General features: G+C 35.8%; 16 protein-coding genes and 1 pseudogene. All 17 read left to right on the top strand.

What is annotated here, in order from left to right; translation table 11 throughout:
• Positions 1–1,191, top strand: a complete 1,191-nt coding sequence (locus UYI_RS0109055) for a glycosyltransferase family 4 protein (protein ID WP_016866349.1) — start codon at positions 1–3, stop codon at positions 1,189–1,191.
• Positions 1,192–2,253, top strand: a complete 1,062-nt coding sequence (locus UYI_RS0109050) for a CgeB family protein (protein ID WP_016866348.1) — start codon at positions 1,192–1,194, stop codon at positions 2,251–2,253.
• 7 nt (positions 2,254–2,260) lie between these two features.
• Positions 2,261–3,406 carry a glycosyltransferase family 4 protein gene (locus UYI_RS0109045; RefSeq protein ID WP_016866347.1) on the top strand — a complete coding sequence of 382 codons (1,146 nt, stop codon included), beginning with the start codon at positions 2,261–2,263 and terminating at the stop codon, positions 3,404–3,406.
• Positions 3,407–3,481: 75 nt separating this feature from the next.
• Positions 3,482–4,669 (top strand): glycosyltransferase, encoded by a 1,188-nt coding sequence (locus tag UYI_RS0109040; protein WP_016866346.1) that lies wholly within the window; start codon positions 3,482–3,484, stop codon positions 4,667–4,669.
• A gap of 61 nt (positions 4,670–4,730) precedes the next feature.
• On the top strand, positions 4,731–5,678 hold the full coding sequence (locus UYI_RS0109035; protein ID WP_016866345.1) for a glycosyltransferase family 2 protein: 948 nt from the start codon (positions 4,731–4,733) through the stop codon (positions 5,676–5,678).
• 54 nt (positions 5,679–5,732) lie between these two features.
• On the top strand, positions 5,733–6,416 hold the full coding sequence (locus UYI_RS0109030) for a class I SAM-dependent methyltransferase (RefSeq protein WP_016866344.1): 684 nt from the start codon (positions 5,733–5,735) through the stop codon (positions 6,414–6,416).
• Between the two features lie 10 nt (positions 6,417–6,426).
• Positions 6,427–7,434 (top strand): hypothetical protein, encoded by a 1,008-nt coding sequence (locus UYI_RS0109025; RefSeq protein ID WP_016866343.1) that lies wholly within the window; start codon positions 6,427–6,429, stop codon positions 7,432–7,434.
• Positions 7,435–7,549: 115 nt separating this feature from the next.
• Positions 7,550–9,154: a hypothetical protein gene (locus UYI_RS0109020; protein ID WP_016866342.1), complete on the top strand. Its 1,605-nt coding sequence runs from the start codon at positions 7,550–7,552 to the stop codon at positions 9,152–9,154.
• A gap of 112 nt (positions 9,155–9,266) precedes the next feature.
• Positions 9,267–10,436, top strand: a complete 1,170-nt coding sequence (locus tag UYI_RS0109015) for a glycosyltransferase (protein ID WP_016866341.1) — start codon at positions 9,267–9,269, stop codon at positions 10,434–10,436.
• On the top strand, positions 10,437–12,266 hold the full coding sequence (gene asnB, locus UYI_RS0109010) for an asparagine synthase (glutamine-hydrolyzing) (RefSeq protein ID WP_016866340.1): 1,830 nt from the start codon (positions 10,437–10,439) through the stop codon (positions 12,264–12,266). It abuts the gene before it with no gap.
• A gap of 68 nt (positions 12,267–12,334) precedes the next feature.
• Positions 12,335–13,528: a glycosyltransferase gene (locus UYI_RS0109005; protein WP_016866339.1), complete on the top strand. Its 1,194-nt coding sequence runs from the start codon at positions 12,335–12,337 to the stop codon at positions 13,526–13,528.
• The gene (locus UYI_RS0109000; protein ID WP_016866338.1) at positions 13,521–14,507 is read left to right on the top strand and encodes a phytanoyl-CoA dioxygenase family protein; all 987 of its coding nucleotides are present in this window, start codon (positions 13,521–13,523) and stop codon (positions 14,505–14,507) included. The genes UYI_RS0109005 and UYI_RS0109000 overlap by 8 nt, the downstream gene beginning before the upstream one ends.
• Positions 14,504–15,652: a glycosyltransferase family 4 protein gene (locus UYI_RS0108995; protein ID WP_016866337.1), complete on the top strand. Its 1,149-nt coding sequence runs from the start codon at positions 14,504–14,506 to the stop codon at positions 15,650–15,652. The genes UYI_RS0109000 and UYI_RS0108995 overlap by 4 nt, the downstream gene beginning before the upstream one ends.
• Positions 15,653–15,793: 141 nt before the next feature.
• Positions 15,794–16,965 (top strand): annotated as a pseudogene (locus UYI_RS32260) (glycosyltransferase).
• A 13-nt stretch (positions 16,966–16,978) separates the two neighbouring features.
• Positions 16,979–17,758, top strand: a complete 780-nt coding sequence (locus UYI_RS0108985; protein ID WP_026085840.1) for a glycosyltransferase family 2 protein — start codon at positions 16,979–16,981, stop codon at positions 17,756–17,758.
• A 141-nt stretch (positions 17,759–17,899) separates the two neighbouring features.
• On the top strand, positions 17,900–18,451 hold the full coding sequence (locus UYI_RS0108980; protein ID WP_016866335.1) for a YdcF family protein: 552 nt from the start codon (positions 17,900–17,902) through the stop codon (positions 18,449–18,451).
• A gap of 34 nt (positions 18,452–18,485) precedes the next feature.
• On the top strand, positions 18,486–19,457 hold the full coding sequence (gene rfbA / locus UYI_RS0108975; protein WP_051035553.1) for a glucose-1-phosphate thymidylyltransferase RfbA: 972 nt from the start codon (positions 18,486–18,488) through the stop codon (positions 19,455–19,457).
• The last annotated feature ends 5 nt before the right edge of the window (positions 19,458–19,462 follow it).

Here is a 19,462-nt window from a genome sequence, read left to right as displayed (position 1 = left end):
ATGCTAAGTGTAGCTTACTTTGTCTCTCATCCAATTCAGTATCAGGCTCCTTTATTGCGGCTTGTTGCTGCCGATCCAGAAATTGATTTGAAAGTTTTTTTCTACAGTGATTTTTCTTTAAAGGCTTATCAAGATGAAGGATTTGGGCGATTAATTGCATGGGATGTGCCATTAACTGAGGGTTATGATTACTATTTTTTAAATTGCTGGGGTAGCAAGCAGTGGCAAAGTTGGTTACAACAACCGATCGCAACAGACATTCTCAAACAGTTAGAACAAGGAAAATTTGATGTTGTTTGGGTGCATGGTTGGTCTTGGCTATGTAGTATACAAGCGGTGCTGGCAGCAAATAAATTGGGTATTCCTGTTTTGCTGCGGGGAGAATCTAATGGTATCAGTGAACCGACTAATCCTCTGAAAAAAATAGCAAAAAGAGTTTTTCTGAACTGGCTTTTTGAGAAAATAGCTGGATTTCTTTACATCGGGACTCTCAACTATCAGTTTTACAGAAACTATGGAGTTGAAGAAAAGCGTCTATTTCAAGTTCCTTATGCGGTTGATAATGAATATTTCCAAAAGCAAGTTATGCTAGAACTTCCTCATCGTCAGGAACTACGAAAATCGCTGAATTTAGATCCAGCCAGACCAATTATTCTCTATGCTGCCAAACTGATTGATGTCAAGCGTCCCCAGGATTTGTTAGCAGCTTATCGATTACTCTCGGCTGACGGTGTGCAGGAACCAGAACCTTACCTATTGTTTGTGGGAGATGGGATTCTGCGTCCAACTCTGGAAGCTGAAGCGAAGGAAACAGGTTGGCAGTCGATTCGCTTTTTAGGTTTTCAGAATCAGTCCCAAATGCCTGCTATGTATGATTTGTGTGATGTGTTTGTCTTACCCTCTGGTTTTGAGCCTTGGGGATTGGCAATTAATGAAGTTATGAATGCAGGTAAAGCTGTGGTTGTCAGTGATCAAGTAGGCTGTGCATCTGACTTGGTGAAAGACGGACAAAATGGACAAATTTATCCTGTAGGTGATATCACGGCTTTAGCTGAGGCAATTCGTTGGGCGATCGCTAACAGTATTTCCGCAGGAGAGATCAGCCTCAAACAAATTCAAAACTGGAGCTATCAGGAAGATTTGCAGGGACTCAAACAAGCCTTAAATTACTTACAGGTGAGAGTAGGTTAAATGAAAAAAGTTTTGATTGTAGGAGAAACCGCAGAAATAGGTCGTACCGAGGAAGTTTACGGACGAGGATTTTCTCAGTTTGGCTGTGATGTAGAATATTTTGCCTGGAGCAAAGCTGCACCCAGTTTAGCTTCTGGTTCGTTGTGGGACAAAATAGCATGGCGAGTGGCATGGCAAACACTAGCAAAGTCAGCAAATGCCAAATTATTGGCAACAGTAAATAATTTTCAGCCTGATTTGACTTTTGTTGCTTCTCCTCGCTTAGTTCATCCTGATACTATTTTGGCATTCCAGCAATCTGGTCTTGCTGTCGTATTTTATACTGATAATCCTGTGGATACCCATCATACCCACACTAATTCTTGGGTACAACGAGGATTTCCTTTGTGGGATGCTGCTTTTATTTGGAGTCAAAAATTAGTTGAACGGCTCAAAGAAAATGGTGTCAAAAGAGCTTTGTTTCACCCTTTTTGTAGTGATGTTGAATATCACTTTCCCAAACGCCAGGCTCACCCAATATATGATGTAGCGTTTATCGGTAACTGGGATGCTAGCCGCAAGCGAGAGCAGTATTTAAAAGCGATCGCAGACTATCGCTTAGGACTTTGGGGATCAAACTACTGGAATACTTACTGTCAGGAGCCTGTATTAAAGGGTTTGTGTCAAGGAATGTGTAGCTATGAACAAATCCCTGATATTTTAGGCTCTGCCAAAATGGGTCTTAATATTTTACGTCCCCAGAATGAAGAAGGACACAATATTAGAACCTATGAAATTCCTGCTACAGGAACACTGATGCTGAGTGAGCGTAGTCAAGAGTTATTGAGTTTATTTATAGAAGATCAAGAAGCTGTATATTTTTCGAGTCCGGATGAGTTAAGACAAAAAGTAGAGTATCTTTTACAAAATCCTAATTTAATTAAAGCTGTTGCAGAGGCTGGTTATCAGAAAGCATTAGTCAACACAATTAATGATAGAGTGACAGAAATTGCTAATCTTTATCAAACATTGAGATCATCCCAAGGTAGTGATCTTAAATTACTACATCCAAAGGAGGCATAAGATATTAATGAAAGTCTGTGTGTCTGTTTGGGGACGTTTTCATGCATTTAACTTAGCCCAACAATTACAAAAAAGAGGTTATTTATATAAATTAATTTCTACTTATCCAGCTTTTGCAATTACTAAGTATGGGATTGATCAGAAATTAATTCACTCTCTATGGCAATTGGAAGCTCTATCTCGTGGTTGGTATAAATTACCAAGATGGATGAGGGGCGATCGCAATTTGCAGCTATGGTTTTTAGAACAATTTGACCGCTCAGTCACAAATTATTTATCACCAGAGTTTGACTTGTTTGTTGGTTGGTCAGGATCTAATTACTGGTCTGTGCATCGGGCGAAAGAACTCGGCGCTAAAACAATAATTGAGCGCGGTAGCAGCCATATGCATTACCAAACAGAAATTCTCACAGAAGAATATGAAAAATGGGGATTAAGTTTCACTGAAACACATCCTGGCATCTACGAAAGAGAAATACAAGCTTATGATGATGCTGACAGAATAGCTATTGCGAGTCTATTTGTAAAGCGTACTTTTTTAGCACAGGGAATACCAGAAAGTAAGCTTATTCTTGTCCCTTATGGAACTTCTTTAGCAGAATTTTATCCAGTTCCAAAACAAGATAATATCTTTCGAGTGATTCACTGCGGCTCTTTATCACTGCGTAAAGGTGTCCAATATTTATTGCAAGCTTTTTGGGAATTAAACTTACCTAACGCCGAATTATGGCTTGTAGGTTCAATCACTCCCGAAATAGAGCCTTTTATAGCAAAATATCAGAGCGATCGCATTCTGATTAAAGGGACACATCCTCAACAAAAATTGCGTTGGTTTTACTCTCAATGCTCAGTATTTTCTTTAGCTTCCATTGAAGATGGTTTTGGGATGGTGATTCCTCAAGCAATGGCCTGTGGACTACCTATAATTCATACAACCAATACAGGTGGTGAGGATATTGTAAGGCATGGAATTGATGGTTTTTGTATTCCTATTCGAGATATAGAAGCTTTGAAAGAAAAAATGCTTTTCTTTTATGAAAATCCAGATAAACGAGATGAAATGGGAAGAAATGCTCTAGAGCAAGCGCGTAAGTCTCTAACTTGGGACGACTATGGTGAAAAAATAACTAATGCTTATTTACAAATTTTTTAGTCAGCATATTTTTACTAGTCCATAATTTAGATTTCAAAATATTAACAATTATTAATTACAACCAGAGCAATGACAATGACAAAAAAAATTATCGGGATGCTTATATATGCGAATCCTGATCATTATCCTCCAACAATAAACGCTGTTCATTTATTATCAGAACATTTTGATGTGATTTTAGTTGGTCGTAACCAAGATCCTGCTATTTGGAAATATCCTTCCAATGTGAAAGTGCATCGTTTAGGGAAATATACATCAGTCAGAGAACGAGAAAAACAATCATTTGAAACTAAGCTGTGGGAATATATTAATTTTGTAGCACAAGCTTATAAGCTTTTAAAAGATGTATCTTTAATTTATGCTTATGATTATTTCGCCTATACAGCTGCTTATGGGTGCCTACTATTGCAACCTAAAGATATTCCATTAATCTACCATAATCATGATCTCAATGAAAAATTATTTTCCCTATCTTCTCTATCAGGATGGGTTCAAAGAGGTGAACGCAAGTGGGTACATAAGGCTAATTTTGTGATCTTTCCGTCTCAAGAAAGAGCTTTATTTTTTAAAAAGTTGACAAATTTTTTGGGAAAAACTATGGTAGTACCTAATTTTCCCAGAAAATCATATTTTCAAGAACACCCAAATTTTCCAAATCTCCTATTAGAGCGTTTTCACAATCCTCAAATTTTACTACAAGGAACAATTTCGGTTAAAAATTCCCTTTTGGAACTCATCGAATCCTTAGATTTTTTAAATCAGTTAATAGAAATCAAACTGATTGGGTATATTCAAGAAGAAGACAAGCTAGTCATCAGAAATTTTAGTATTACCAAGAATGTTGCTGAGCGTGTTAAATATTTTCCACCAGTACCTTATAATGATTTGCCTCCACATACTTGGAAGGCATCTTTAGGTATTTGTTTATATAAAAAGACTGGTATAAACCACCAAACTATGGGAACAGCATCAAATAAAATATATGAGTATGCTGCCTGTGGTCTACCTGTGATTGTAAGTGATCAACCAAACTACCGAGAACATCTTGCTAGTGAGAGTTGGGTACGTTTTGCCGATCCTGATAACCCTAAATCTATCGCCTCTGCTGTTGAGGATATCATGAGTGACTTTGATAAATACCAAGCTATGTGCTTAGCAGCTAGGCAAGCTTTTGAAGAAAAATATAATTACGAGTCTGCCTTTTATCCTTTGTTCAAAAAAATTCAAGAATTAGTTTGTGGTAGTGAAGTGAAAAATGAGTAGTTAAAACCTAGACTAAGTAAATTTTTCTAAGTTAATAAAGGTTTATTTTAAAAATATGCATATGGATACTCAATTTCATCCAAAAATATCAATATTATTACCTGTATTCAATGGTCAACGATATATACGTGAATGTATAAATTCAATTTTAAATCAAAGTTTTACTAACTTTGAATTACTCATTAGTAATGATTGTTCAACTGACGATTCACACAATATAATTCAAGAATTTTCAGATCCAAGAATTACATATTTATCGAATCAAAAAAATCAAGGGCTGTTTAAAAATTTGAATTTAATTTTAAAATTAGCTAATGCCCCAATAATACGTTTTATTTGTCAAGATGACATCCTCTTTAGTGATTGTTTAGAAAACGAGATACTTTTTTTTGAAAACCATCCAGAAATTGATATTTCATTTTGCAAAAGCCACATAATTGATCGAAACGGAATGACTCTTAGTCAGGGTGCTTTAAAAGATTTACCAGATGTAATTGATTCCCATCTAAGTATGCAGTTATTCTATTATTACGGCTGTATTCCTGGTAATCTTTCTACAGTTTGTATTAGAAGAAAATGTATTGATGAAGTTGGTTTATTTAACGAATCACTTTATGTTTCAGGTGATTATGAAATGTGGGTAAGGATTTGTCAAACAAAAAAATTGGGAGTTATTCATAAACATTTATTAAAAGTTCGCTCTCATAATAAACAATTAAGTCGTACCTCAGAATCCGGAGTGCGAGTTATTTCAGAGAACCGAGAAATACGTTCTAAAATTCTAACTATACTACCCAAAAATGTTCATTTTCAGGCAAAGTTTTATTGTCAAATGCGACAAAATGTACTTGATGTACATCATAGTATCTATTGTCTGAGATATAAAAAGCTCAATAACTTCTTGCGTATCTTACAAATAATGGGACTTGGAGATTTTTCTTTTGGTTTGTTTTTCTGGTTAATCACCTTGAATAATCATTTATATAAGCCTCAACCAAAGTTTATTTAATATTTATAAATGACATCAAGGCTTTTGTAAAATTATTTTTTGGAATGAATTATTATGGTACTTACTAAAGATATTGTTTACTCAAATCAAGGTAATCCATCTATTGTAAAACTATTAGATGAACATGATCTAAAAATATTAGACATAGGTTGTGGCGCGGGAGATACAGGACAACTTATTCGTTCTGTCTATCCTTCAGTTCACGTAACCGGAATTACTAGTTCGATTATGGAATCTAAACTAGCAACACAAAAATTAGATAGTTGTGCGTGCTTAGATATAGAACGAGATGAAATACCTGCGTTTTTAAAACAGGAGTTTGATGTTTTAATTTTCTCTCATGTCTTGGAGCATTTAGTTGAACCAGTAGCAGCAATTCAGAAATTACTACCCTATTTAAAGGTAGGGGGAAAAGTCATTATTGCCTTACCAAATATATCTAACTGGCGTGTTCGTTGGAAGTTAGCCTTAGGTAGGTTTGAGTATACAGAAGGTGGTATCATGGATAAAACACACCTTCATTTTTATACTTTCTATACAGCTCCTAAATATTTAATACAACCAATATCCGAAATAGAATTAACACACCATTCGGTTGATGGTAGTATCCCTCTTGGTTTTTTGCGTCATCATTTACTTCATCCCAGTTTTCGCACTAAATTAGATGAAATTGGTTGCAAATGGCTGCCTAATCTATGTGGTAGTGAAATTTTAATGGTAGCTTATCGCAAGGGATAGACTTTTAGCTATGACTAAAGTACTTTTCATTTCTCCTTATGGAGAGGATTATTTAGCAGATGGACTTCTACATGGATTAAGAAGTCTTTTAAAGGAAAACGTAGTTGATTTTCCCAAATGCGCTCATCTATATAAAAATTATGTTCAGGAATCTAAAGTTAAATTATACGGCAATGGATTTACTCTCTATGGATTGCTAGAAGATATTCCTGTGGATAGAACTGAAATTGATTTTAAGATCCGTAACGGATTTTTTGATCTGATTATTTTTCCAGCAATCTTTAAAAATTTTGGTTTATTTATAGAATTTCTACCTTACTTAAATTTTACAAATACTGCAATTATAGATGGGGATGATACACCTCAGCCCTATGGTTATGCTGGAAAGTGGTGGCGAGAACCTAAGTGGTGGTTTTTACCCAAGGCACATCAACAATTTCTTTATTTTAAACGAGAATGGACTTTAGAGACAATTCGTCATTTTTGCTTTAAACTGCCTCCTATTTTTGTCTGTAAATATTTACCAACTCCCCGAAATTTCCGAACAATTTCTTTTTCAATTCCAGAAGAAAAAATAGTTAAAAATTTGCCTCAAAAAACAAAGCTATTTCCTAAGCATATTGTTGATGTAGAAATAGCTAAGAGAATTCCAGGAAGCACTACTAGTTATGCTTTTGAATCAGAAGCAGAATACTATTCCGACTTGCAAATTTCCAAATTTGGGATTACAACTAAAAGGTCAGGATGGGATTGTTTACGTCACTACGAAATAGCAGCTAATGGCTGTGTACCCTGTTTTCGGAATTTAGATGACAAACCTAAAACTTGCGCTCCTCATGGATTAAATAGAAATAATTCTATTATTTATCAAAACTATGATGACCTCATGCGTCAAATAGATAATATAAGTGAAGGAGAATATTCTAGACTTAGATTAGCTGCTTTAGCTTGGGTAAGGGAAAATACTACTATACAGAGAGCAAAAAACTTACTGCAAATTTTCAACTTAGATGTGTAATTGATAGTAGTTTTTGACTAGCACTATTTATTTAAAAATACATAATCAAGGTAATCTGGGCTATGGATGTAAATAAAAATTATCAATTATAAAATAGTAATTAGTAAGAATTTTTATGTCTGACTATCAACCAGTTAAGTATTTCAATACTAAATTGAAAAATATTTCTTTTGGCATAAAAGAAAGTATTTTTTTTGCTACTATTCTTAATTGGTCGGTAATCAGTTTATTATTTTCTAATTTTTTACTTTCATTCAAATCTAAAAATATAAGTCACATATGGGGTTTATTATTTTTAATAACTAGTGGCTTATTTTTAGCTTTGTCAACAGTTATTTACAACTCTTTGGAATTTAGATTTTTACTAGCTACATCTATAGTATTTTTTATAACATGTTATGACTGCTATCGAAATCAATTCTATGATAATTTATTAATTCATATAAGTAATTCAGGCTATATCGGGTTAGCATTTTACTTTGTACTCATGAAGTATAACCCTGAGGAGTTTCCAAATATATGGAAGGATGTAATTCCATCTGCTCCCCAAACATTTGACATACTTATTCTGTGTCTTGTATTTCAAAATGTCGGTTACTATATCGTTTGGAATTTGTTCTTTGCCAACTTAAATCTTGACAAATGGTCAGTTTCTTCAAAAAACTTAATAAATTTGAGTTTTATACAAAATTCTTATCATCAAAACATTCTATTCATAGCTTTATGTATTTTAGGTTCAATTACTCGGCTATGGAATTTTAGTCAAGGTAGTATATACTACACCCAAGGTTCAGCTATACCTTCTTCTGTTGGCAGTTTATTGGCTCAGTTTGATCGCCTCTACGTTGTTGCTTGGCTTTATGGATATACATTTTTGCTCCAGACAGGACTGAAGAAAAATGTGGTTTCTTACTTGACATCAATTCTAATTATTGTTGAATTAATCTATCAATTATTTAGTGGTTCCAAAGGTAGGTTTTTCAGTTTTGTTATTAAACCAGTTGCTACCATTTTTATATTTAAACGTCTTAGGGTTTCTTGGATAGCTGTTATTAGTTTGTTGGCTTTAGGTATTTTTTCTTGGTTGTTACTTTATCCCACTCTTGTTATTTATAGAGATTTATTAAAAACTTCTACGTCTCTTAATTCTCTGGAATTGTTAGCTCAATCATTTCAAATTCTCAAAAATTATTCGTGGGATAAATATATTGAAACTATTTTAATTCCTCTAAATGAATCAGGAATTACAGAACAAGTGATTGCAATGACTTCAATTGTTCACTACCAAGTTTCTCAAGAAAGTAGTTGGTTTTGGCAACGTCTATTTTTGTTCTGGGTGCCACGATTTTTATGGTCTGATAAGCCTGAAAGTCTTGATATAAATCTTATTGGTCGTCTGACTCATAGAATTGGTTCTGAAGATTTTCAGACTTCTGTGTTAATTACTGCCCCCGGTGAAATTTTTTTGTATTATGGGTTTTGGGGTTGTGCTTTGATGATTATACCGGGTTTATTATTTCGTTGGTTAAACGATGCCATATCTCCTTTTAAGGTTTATACTTTTTTTAGATTAGCTGTGATGGTTGCCTATTTACCTTTGATACAAGATTCTGTAGGCGGTACATTTGAAGCTGGTTTAACAGGAATAGTAATGCAGATTGGAGTTCTTTACCTAATACTATTACTTGTCAAAATCACGTTGCAAAAAAATTGGGTATAAACCTGTAAAACTAATAATCTCAAACGAGATATATAATTTAGTGCTTTAGCAAGCTGCTTTGTTTTTATTAAAATTACAGTCAAGATAAGTTTCAAGTTAAATTAAATAATTTATGTTTTTAAAAAAATACAAATCTTTAGAGTACAAGCATTTACATCTATGGGTTCCTAATTTATTTGAGTGTAAGGGTGGTATTCAAGTTTATCTACAAAATTTCCTACAAGTAGTAACAGATGAATTCCCTAGTATAGATATTGTCGTTTTCGATAAACTTGATAGGGCTAAACCCAAAGACATTTACACATCAGAAAATATATTCTTTTTCTTTAGTGGTTCAGTTCCAGGAATGTGGCAAACGCTACACTTTGCTGTGAATATAATTATTGCCTCTTTGATAAATCGTCCCACATTAATCTTATGTGGTCATATGAATTTTGCTCCTGTAGCTTTTTGGATTCACCGCTTTTTAGGCATTCCCTACTGGATACTTGTATATGGTATAGATGCCTGGGAAATTAAAGATCCACTCAAAAAGAAAGCTTTGTATGCAGCAAAGAAAATTGTTTCGATTAGTGAGTACACGCGCGATCGCCTTATTCATGAGCAAAATCTAGATCCAGAAAAATTCTCGATTTTACCTGTCACCTTCGATGCCAACCGCTTTCAAATTGCCCCTAAGCCCAAATACTTACTCGAAAGGTACGGATTAAAACCTGAGCAGTCTGTTATTTTAACTGTTGCTCGATTATTAGCTACAGAGCAATATAAAGGATATGACACAATTATTACAGCACTTCCAGAAATTAAAAAAGTTATACACAATGTTCATTATGTGCTGGTAGGCAAAGGCGATGATCTTCCGCGCATTGAAGAGTTAATCGCGAAGTTAGAACTACAAAACTGTGTTACCCTGACTGGTTTTGTTCCTGACGAAGAATTATGTGACCATTACAATCTTTGTGATGTCTTCGCTATGCCTAGTAAACAAGAAGGGTTTGGTATTGTTTATTTGGAAGCACTTGCTTGTGGTAAGCCAACTTTAGCAGGTAATCAAGATGGTGCTACTGATGCTCTATGTCGGGGAGAACTAGGAGTATTAATAGATCCAGAGGATACACAAGCGATCGCTCAAGCTCTGATTCAAATCTTACAACGCACTTATCCCAACCCTCTACTCTATCAACCAGAGATCTTACGACAAAAAGTGATTGAGCGATTTGGCTTTCAATCCTTTCAAAAAACCCTTGGTAATTACCTAGAAAAATACTTAGGTTTAATCTAAATGTGCGGCATAGCAGGTATCATTACAACACACTACCACCAACAGCATCTGGAAGAATTAATCCAGCAGATGCAAAAGTCTCTACACCATCGTGGTCCTGATGATCAGGGAATTTACATAGCTAGTGAACATCAAGCAGCACTTGCCCATAGCCGTCTGTCGATCTTGGATTTGACTCCAGCAGGACATCAACCCATGTCCACACCTGATGGACGTTATTGGATTGTTTTCAACGGAGAAATATATAATTTTCTGGAATTGCGATCGCAACTCGCATCTCAAGGAGAACAATTTTGTTCGCGCACTGATACCGAAGTCATCCTCAAGCTGTATCAGCGCATGGGTGCAGACTGTGTTCAACAGTTGCGGGGGATGTTTGCTTTTGCTATTTGGGATAATCAAGAAAAAACCTGCTTTATTGCCCGCGATCCTTTAGGAATTAAACCACTGTATTATTGGCAATCTGGTAATACTTTAGTATTTGCTTCAGAAATTCGAGCAATATTAGCTTCTGGATTACCCAATATTTGCTTAAATCCCAAAGGCTTATATGGCTATTTTATTAGCGGCACAGTACCAGAACCATACACTTTAATTGACGGAATTCATTGTTTAGAAGCTGGTCATTGGTTGCATTGGCAAACTGGTAGACTTACCCAAAAACAATACTGGCAAATTGACTTTACTCCCGATCATACAATTTCTCTACCAGAAGCCACAGAAAAAGTGCGTCATGCTCTAATTGATTCTATTAAACATCACTTTATTAGTGATGTGCCAGTAGGGATATTTCTCAGTGGTGGAATTGACTCAACCTCTGTTGTTGCCTTAGCGCGTCAAACTCAAAAAGGTAAATTACGCACCTACTCTATTGCCTTTGAAGAAAATGAGTGGAATGAGGGAGATATTGCCCGACAAATAGCTCAAAACTTTGAGACAGAACATACAGAATATCAAATTACATCCACTATAGGGAGAGAATTATTTCCTCAATTTTTACAAAGAATTGATCAACCCAGCATAGACGGTTTCAATACTTTTTGTGTATCCCAAATTGCTCACCAAGACGGGACTAAAGTAGTATTGTCAGGATTAGGGGGAGATGAGCTATTTGGTGGCTATAAAACCTTTCAAAAAGTGCCGCAAATGGTGTGTTGGGGACAACCACTAAAAACTATTAAACCTATCAGCACTACTTTCGGAAAAGGATTAGCGACTTGGGGGAAATCACCACAGCTAAAGCGACTAGGAGATTTTTTACAACAAAACCCAACAGCAACAACGGCTTATCGCAGTTTTAGAGGTATTTTCTCTCATCAAGAAGCTTGGGCAATTACCCAATATTACCTCAAAGATTTTGGGCTTACATCCTATGAACATCTATCAATTGGGGATGAAATTTTTGTTCCCAAAATTAGCCCCAACAGTCATCTTTCTTCTTTGGAAGATCAAGTCAGTCTACTAGAGTTAAGCTGCTATATGCGGAATCAATTATTACGCGATAGCGATGTTATGAGCATGGCTTGGGGACTAGAATTACGAGTACCATTAGTTGATCGAGTTTTATTAGAAACAATATCTTCAATTCCTAGTAATCTACGCTTACAACCTGGAAAAAAATTATTAGTCCAAGCAATCCCGGAAATACCTAATTGGGTTGTGAATCGTCCCAAACGAGGTTTCTTTTTTCCTTTTCAACAGTGGATAGAAAGTGATTGGCATGATTATTTCCCATCACCGAAACTAGATAAAAATATTGATGTTAGACTATGGTATCGTCGTTGGAGTTTGGCAATTTTTCAGTTTTGGTTAAAGCAAAATTTTGCATAAACTCTGTATTTTTTGGAAAAAATATTATAAAAGAAATTTGGAAAGGGGTTTATAGCTGTTAGTGTAATATGAAGATTCTTCATGTAATTCCTTCAGTGGGTTCTGTGCGAGGTGGACCTAGCCAAGCAGTAATTGAAACTGTGAAAGCGCTGCAAAATTTGGGTGTTGAGGCTGAAATTGTTACAACTAATGATAACGGCAACGATTTATTAGATGTACCTCTACGCCAGTGTATAGAGTACAAGCAAGTACCAGTTCGATTTTTTCCGCGCTTTTCGCCTGGACTGCACTCAATACGAGAATTTGCTTTTTCTGGGCAGCTAACTGCATGGTTATGGCAAAATGCTTCTAACTATGACTTGCTACATGTCCACGCAATTTTTTCCTATGCTTCTACAACAGCAATGGCGATCGCTCGTTTAAAAGGTGTTCCATACATTGTCCGTCCCCTCGGACAACTTTGTGAATGGTCACTCCAGCAAAGCGCTCGTAAAAAAAAGATTTATCTCGATTTAATCGAACGCAGTAACCTCAACCACAGTCAAGCTCTTCACCTCACCTCTGAACAAGAACAACAAGAAGTTTCCCGTTTAGGTTTAGGATTGCACAGCTTTGTTTTACCCCATGGACTCTCTGTTCCTTTAGCGATCTCTAATGCTCATTCTCGCCTGCGTGAATACCTGAAAGTTCCGGCAGATGAACCTGTGATTTTATTCATGTCCCGTTTACACCCTAAAAAAGGCTTAGATTATCTAATTCCAGCTTTGGCTAAACTCACTCATCATCGTTTTACTTTCGTGATCGCAGGTAGTGGTTCAAAAGAGTATAAAGCAAAAATAAAATCTCTTGTCACCTCCAGTGGGATTGGCGATCGCGTCCATTTTGCTGGATTTCTAGAAGGAGAAACCAAAAATCTATTTATACAAGGTTCGGATCTGTTTGCACTCACTTCTCACTCAGAAAACTTTGCTGTGGTAGTTTTAGAAGCTTTAGCCGCTGGTGTTCCTGTTGTTGTGACTCCTGGGGTTGCTTTGGCTAGTGTAGTTCAGCAACACCAACTTGGTTATGTTACCCAACTAGATGTAGATGCGATCGCATCTACTGTGGAACAATATCTTAACAATCCTCAACAAGCTAAAAATATGGGTAAGTCCGCACAAAAACTTATTTACGACCATTACACCTGGGATAAAATCGCAGCCAGAATGATTCATGTCTACCAAGCTATCCTTTCAAATCATCAAGGATTAAGCTATGTTTAACTTGGATTTTATCAATGTTAGTAACAATCAAATAGTTAATGACCTCAAAACCAAGGGATATTTTGTTTTTGAACAAGCATTGACTGAACAGTACGTTGATGAAATGCTGCAAGAAGTTGATTTCAATCAAATTCTAGTTAACACCAATGATGTTGGTGTAGTGATTGCTCAAACTTACAAATTTTTCACTCACTGTTTGGCTAGCTCCAAAAAAACATACGATCTCATTACCTCCAGTAGAGTTCTGGATATTTGTCAAGGATATTTTGATGATATTTATAAATTAACTAATCATAGAATTTATCAAACTAGTAAAACTTCCCATATGCCCTGGCATACTGACAATAATCTCCAAGTAGGTAAGCAACTTGTGGATAAGCATAATATGCCGGGTCTATTATTTTTATTTTATTTATCTGATGTTACCCAAAATGCTTTTCAATATGTAAAAGATTCCCATAAGTGGTCAGCTCAATATAATCATGAAATTTATCTCAGCGATAATTTTATCGAGAGCAACTATAAAAATGACATACTGACCTTTCCCATGAAAAAAGGCACTTTTATAGTTTGTGATATTCATGGAGTACATAGAGCAGAGCCTTTTAATGACCATAACTACACTAGAACTTCCCTGCTTTTCCAAGTTGATCAGGTTGGTAGTCAATATTTAGGACATGGTGAAAAAAATATAGTTAATACAGAGTACCTTGATAATTTGACTCCAGAAATAATGGATTACTTAGGATTTGGTTTTAGAAGAGATTACCCAGCTTTTCCTTGTTCTTCAATTGCCACAATGACACCTAAAGATATCTTGGCGCTACAGCGTAAGTTGTTAGTTGAATCATTAGAAGCTCTAAATAAAAGTGTTATAAAATCTATCTTGCCTGCTGAAGCAATAATCAATACTAAGCGATTTTTATGGTATATCAAATCAAAATTTTCAAAAATAATAAATATTAATAGCAAGAAATGAAAATTTTGTTAGTAGGTAATTACAAACTAGATGCTATTGAAAGCATGGATCGATTTGCTTCCATGCTAGAAACTTATTTAAGCAAATATAATATTCAGGTGCGTGTCATTCGTCCCCGATTATACTTTGGCAAGATAATCTTATATTCAAACTTCTTAAAAAAATGGCTTGGTTATATTGATAAATTGATTTTATTTCCGTTCCAGTTACAGAAAGCAGCATCTTGGGCAGATGTAGTTCATATATGCGATCATGGCAATGCTATTTACACAAAATATTTGCAGAAAATACCTCATTTAGTGACTTGCCATGATTTGTTTGCAATTCGTGCTGGCTTGGGAGAATTTCCTGAACACAAAACTGGATGGACTGGTAAAAAATTACAGCAGATGATGCTCAAAGGAATTAATCAAGCCCAAATGGTTGTTTGTGTTTCAGAACAGACTAAAAATGATTTATTACGCCTAAGTTATCTTTCTGAAAACAGTATCTCTGTGATTTCAATGGGCTTAAACTATCCATATGCACCAATGCAAACCACAGAAATTAAAGAACGTTTAGCTAGTTTGGGAATTCCTGCCAACAGTAATTTCATTTTACATGTAGGAGCAAATCATTGGTATAAAAATAGAATCGGTGTTTTATCGATTTTTTATGAACTGATGCTGAGACTACAACAAGCAAACTTTTATCTTGTCATGGTAGGTAAACCATTTACTGATGAAATGCATCAGTTGATCAAAAAATATAATATGACAGAAAAAGTTATAGAGCTTGTCGCAGTTGATAATGAAAATTTACAAGCTCTTTATTCATCTGCAACAGCCTTACTATTTCCTTCGCTCCACGAGGGCTTTGGTTGGCCTATTATCGAAGCACAAGCATGTGGTTGCCCTGTGTTTACATCAAACCGTCCTCCAATGAATATAGTGGGAGGAGACGCAGCTATATATATAGACCCTAAAAATCCTCAAGCAGCAGCAGAAAAAATAATTTATTATCTTCCCAATTTAGAAAATTTTAAGACAAAAAGTCTCAGAAATTCTCAGAAATTTAGAACTGAAAAAATGATTTTAGAATATATTGATATATATCAAACAATGTTAATCGAAAAACAATATTTTTTTGATAAAAAAAGAATTTGATAGAAATTAATTCAAAATTGTCTGAATAGATTTTGCTTTCATAAAATAAATTAATTACAGCTAAATATCGAGAGAAATTTTATCCAAAAATGATATAAAACGCTATTATGAAAAACTGAAATATTTCGGATATAAGTTAATATGAGAGTTCTCCACGTCATTCCATCTATTATAAAGGTGCGTGGTGGTACTAGCCAAGTTGTTATTGATATGGTCAAGGCATTACGACAAAATAATGTTGATGCAGAAATTGCCACAACTAATGACAATGGTGATAGTTTGTTGGATGTTCCTTTAAATCGGCGTATAGAGTATGAACAAGTTCCGGTTTGGTTTTTTTCTCGTTATTCATCAAATTTAAAAGATATCAGAGAGTATTCTTTTTCTTGGCAGTTAACAGTCTGGCTTTGGAAAAATATTTCTCAATATGACCTTTTACATGTCCATACCATCTTTTGTTATGCATCCACAATTGCAATGGCGATCGCCCGCCAAAAAAATATTCCCTATATTGTTATCCCACATGGTTTACTATGCGAGTGGTCTTTACAACAAAGAACCCAAAGAAAACAAATTTATTTGCAACTAATAGAACAAGCAAACCTAGAAAATAGCCACGCAATCCACTTTACCTCTCAAAAGGAACAGCAGGAATTTGACAAGTTAGGACTTAATGTACCTAGTTTTGTCTTACCACTTGGTACTTCACTACCCAAGTTGATTCCTCATGCTCATTCTCACCTGCGTGAATACCTGAAAGTTCCTGTTGATGAACCTGTGATTTTATTTATGTCCCGTCTACACCCAAAAAAGGGTTAGATTATTTAATTCCAGTCTTGGCTAAACTTATTCACCATCGTTTCACTTTTGTAATTGCAGGTAGTGGTTCCCAAAAATATGAAGCAGAAATAAAATCTCTTGTCATCTCCAATGGAATTCGCGATCGCACCTATTTTGCTGGATTTCTAGAAGGAGAAATTAAAAACCTGTTTATGCAGGGTTCGGATTTATTTGTCTTGACATCCCACTCGGAAAACTTTGCTGTAGTGGTTTTGGAAGCATTAGCCGTGGGTATTCCTGTTGTTGTGACTCCTGGTGTTGCTCTGGCTGATATTGTTGAACAACACCAACTTGGTTACGTGACACCACTTGATGTAGATGCGATCGCATCCACCTTGGAAAAATATCTTTGCAATCCTCAACAAGCTCAAGATATGGGCAATAGTGGTCGTCAACTTGTATCTGATCAATATACTTGGAAACAAATCACTTTGAAAATGCAACAGGTTTACGCTGATCTAGCCAAAAATTAAGGTCATTATGCTCATGAGTTTTCCATCAATAGCGGAAAAAATTACACCCCTCATCCTAACTTTTAACGAAGCTCCAAACATCAATCGCACTCTCAAAAAACTAATTTGGGCAAAGAAAATTGTCGTGATTGACAGTTACAGCACAGATGAAACACTAGAGATATTACACTCATATCCCCAAATCCAAGTTTTCCAAAAACAATTTGATTCTTTTGCCAATCAGTGTAATTATGGGCTAGAAAAAATTACATCTGAATGGGTGCTTTCACTAGATGCTGATTATGTTCTGACTGATGAGTTAGTTAATGAAATCAAAGCGCTGACAGCAGAAACTGAAATAGATGTCTATAGTGTCAGATTTAAATACTGTGTTTTTGGTAAACCCTTACGCGGTACTTTACTCCCACCTCGGAAAGTACTCTACAGACGAGAAAAAGCGATTTATAAAGATGATGGACATGCCCATCGAGTCTGGGTAGAAGGCAAATCAGCAATGCTTTCTGCCTATATCCATCATGATGATCGCAAACCTCTCAACCGTTGGCTGTGGGCGCAGGATCGCTACATGGTAATTGAGGCAAAAAAATTACTAGAAACTCCAATCAGTGAGTTGAGTTTGAGCGATTGCATCCGTAAACAAAAAGTTCTAGCCCCCTTCATCATCTTAGTCTACTGCCTGATTGTAAAAGGTTGCATCCTTGATGGTTGGCATGGCTGGTATTACACTTTTCAACGGCTACTCGCCGAAGTTCTATTATCAATTCACCTGATTGAAGATGAAAAACTAAGCTAATTCTTGTAATTCTATTAATTAAAGTTTTAAACTTAACTATCTATAATTTTCAATATTATTCGAGCAACTGCTTTGTAAAGCATTAGTAAATTCTTGAGTTAGTAGGTGAAAAATTTTTATTATCTAATCTCCAAATATTGGATGTTAGCTTTCACAGGATTTCTCTTGGCTTTGCTATTGATCATTCCTGTACGTTTAGCAATAGCCAAAACTCAAGCACCTCTACCGCAAGCATTTTTAACTTTAGGTGGTGGGCCGGAACGGGAAATATTAACTGCTGAACTAGCTCGCTGGTATCCATCTCTAGAAATTTGGGTATCTTCTGGTTTAAGCCCAAAAGAAACACGCATGATTTTTCAAACAGCAGGTATTTCTCTAACACGGTTACATATTGATCGGCGTGCTGTTGATACCGTTACTAATTTTACTTCCCTAGTTAGTGACTTCAAACAAAATCATATTAAACATCTATACCTGATTACTTCGGATTTTCACATGCCACGAGCTCAGGCGATCGCCACCATTATTCTAGGTAGCCAAGGCATAGCCTTCACTCCTGTGTCTGTCCCATCCAGAAGCTCACCTGAAAGCCAGCTTCACATCCTGCGTGATTGTGTTCGTGGCCTGATTTGGGTATTTACTGGTTACACCGGAGCAGAACTCAAAAACACTCGTATTGATACTCAATTATGAAATTTCCTGTAAATTACTAGAAAAGGAGTTCAAAATGAAGGGTATTATTCTGGCTGGTGGCTCTGGTACACGTCTTTACCCCATAACTCAGGTAATCAGTAAACAACTAATGCCTGTTTACGACAAGCCGATGATCTACTATCCCTTGTCTGTATTAATGCTGGCAGGCATTCGTGAGATATTAATTATTTCTACCCCGAATGATTTGCCATTGTTTCAGCGACTCTTAAAGGATGGTAGTCAGTGGGGTTTGAAATTTAGTTATATTGAACAGCCTCAGCCAGAGGGTTTAGCACAAGCCTTTCTTTTAGGCAAAGATTTTATTGCTAAAGAGCCAGTGTGCTTGATTTTGGGTGACAATATTTTTTATGGACACGGTTTAACAGAAGTGCTTGCTCGTGCTGCAACTCTTAAACAAGGCGGATTAGTATTCGGTTATCAAGTGAAAGAGCCTCAACATTATGGAGTCATAGAATTTGATGCACATGGACAAGCAATTAGTATAGAAGAAAAACCTCAAACTCCCAAATCTAATTATGCTGTTCCTGGAATCTACTTTTATGATTCCCAAGTCGTAGAGATTGCTTCTCGTCTTAAGCCTTCTGCTCGTAATGAGCTAGAAATTACTGAGGTGAATCAAGTTTATTTAAACCGAGGTCAATTGCAAGTAGAACTTTTGGGTCGGGGATATGCTTGGTTAGATACTGGTACTCATGAATCATTACATCAGGCAAGTAACTTTATTCAAACTCTAGAAGAACGGCAGGGGCTGAAAATAGCTTGTATTGAAGAAATTGCCTACAACCAAGGATATATAGATTTATCTCAGCTTAGTCGCTTAGCCGAATCTATGGCTAAGAGTAGCTATGGTCGTTACTTGCTCACAATTTTAGAAAATGACCAACAGTCTGAAAGCATCCCCAACAATAATGGCAAAGAAATATTCAATGCTGATACCAAATTGTCTTTAAAAGCCTCACCCCGCCTTTGGCACCCCTCTCCTTAGTAAGG

Origin of the sequence: Fischerella muscicola PCC 7414 (assembly GCF_000317205.1) — a bacterium.
In the GTDB taxonomy this organism is placed as follows: Bacteria; Cyanobacteriota; Cyanobacteriia; order Cyanobacteriales; family Nostocaceae; genus Fischerella; species Fischerella muscicola.
The sequence above is the reverse complement of the archived record's forward strand: the minus strand, read 5'-3'. Positions and strand labels throughout refer to the sequence as shown.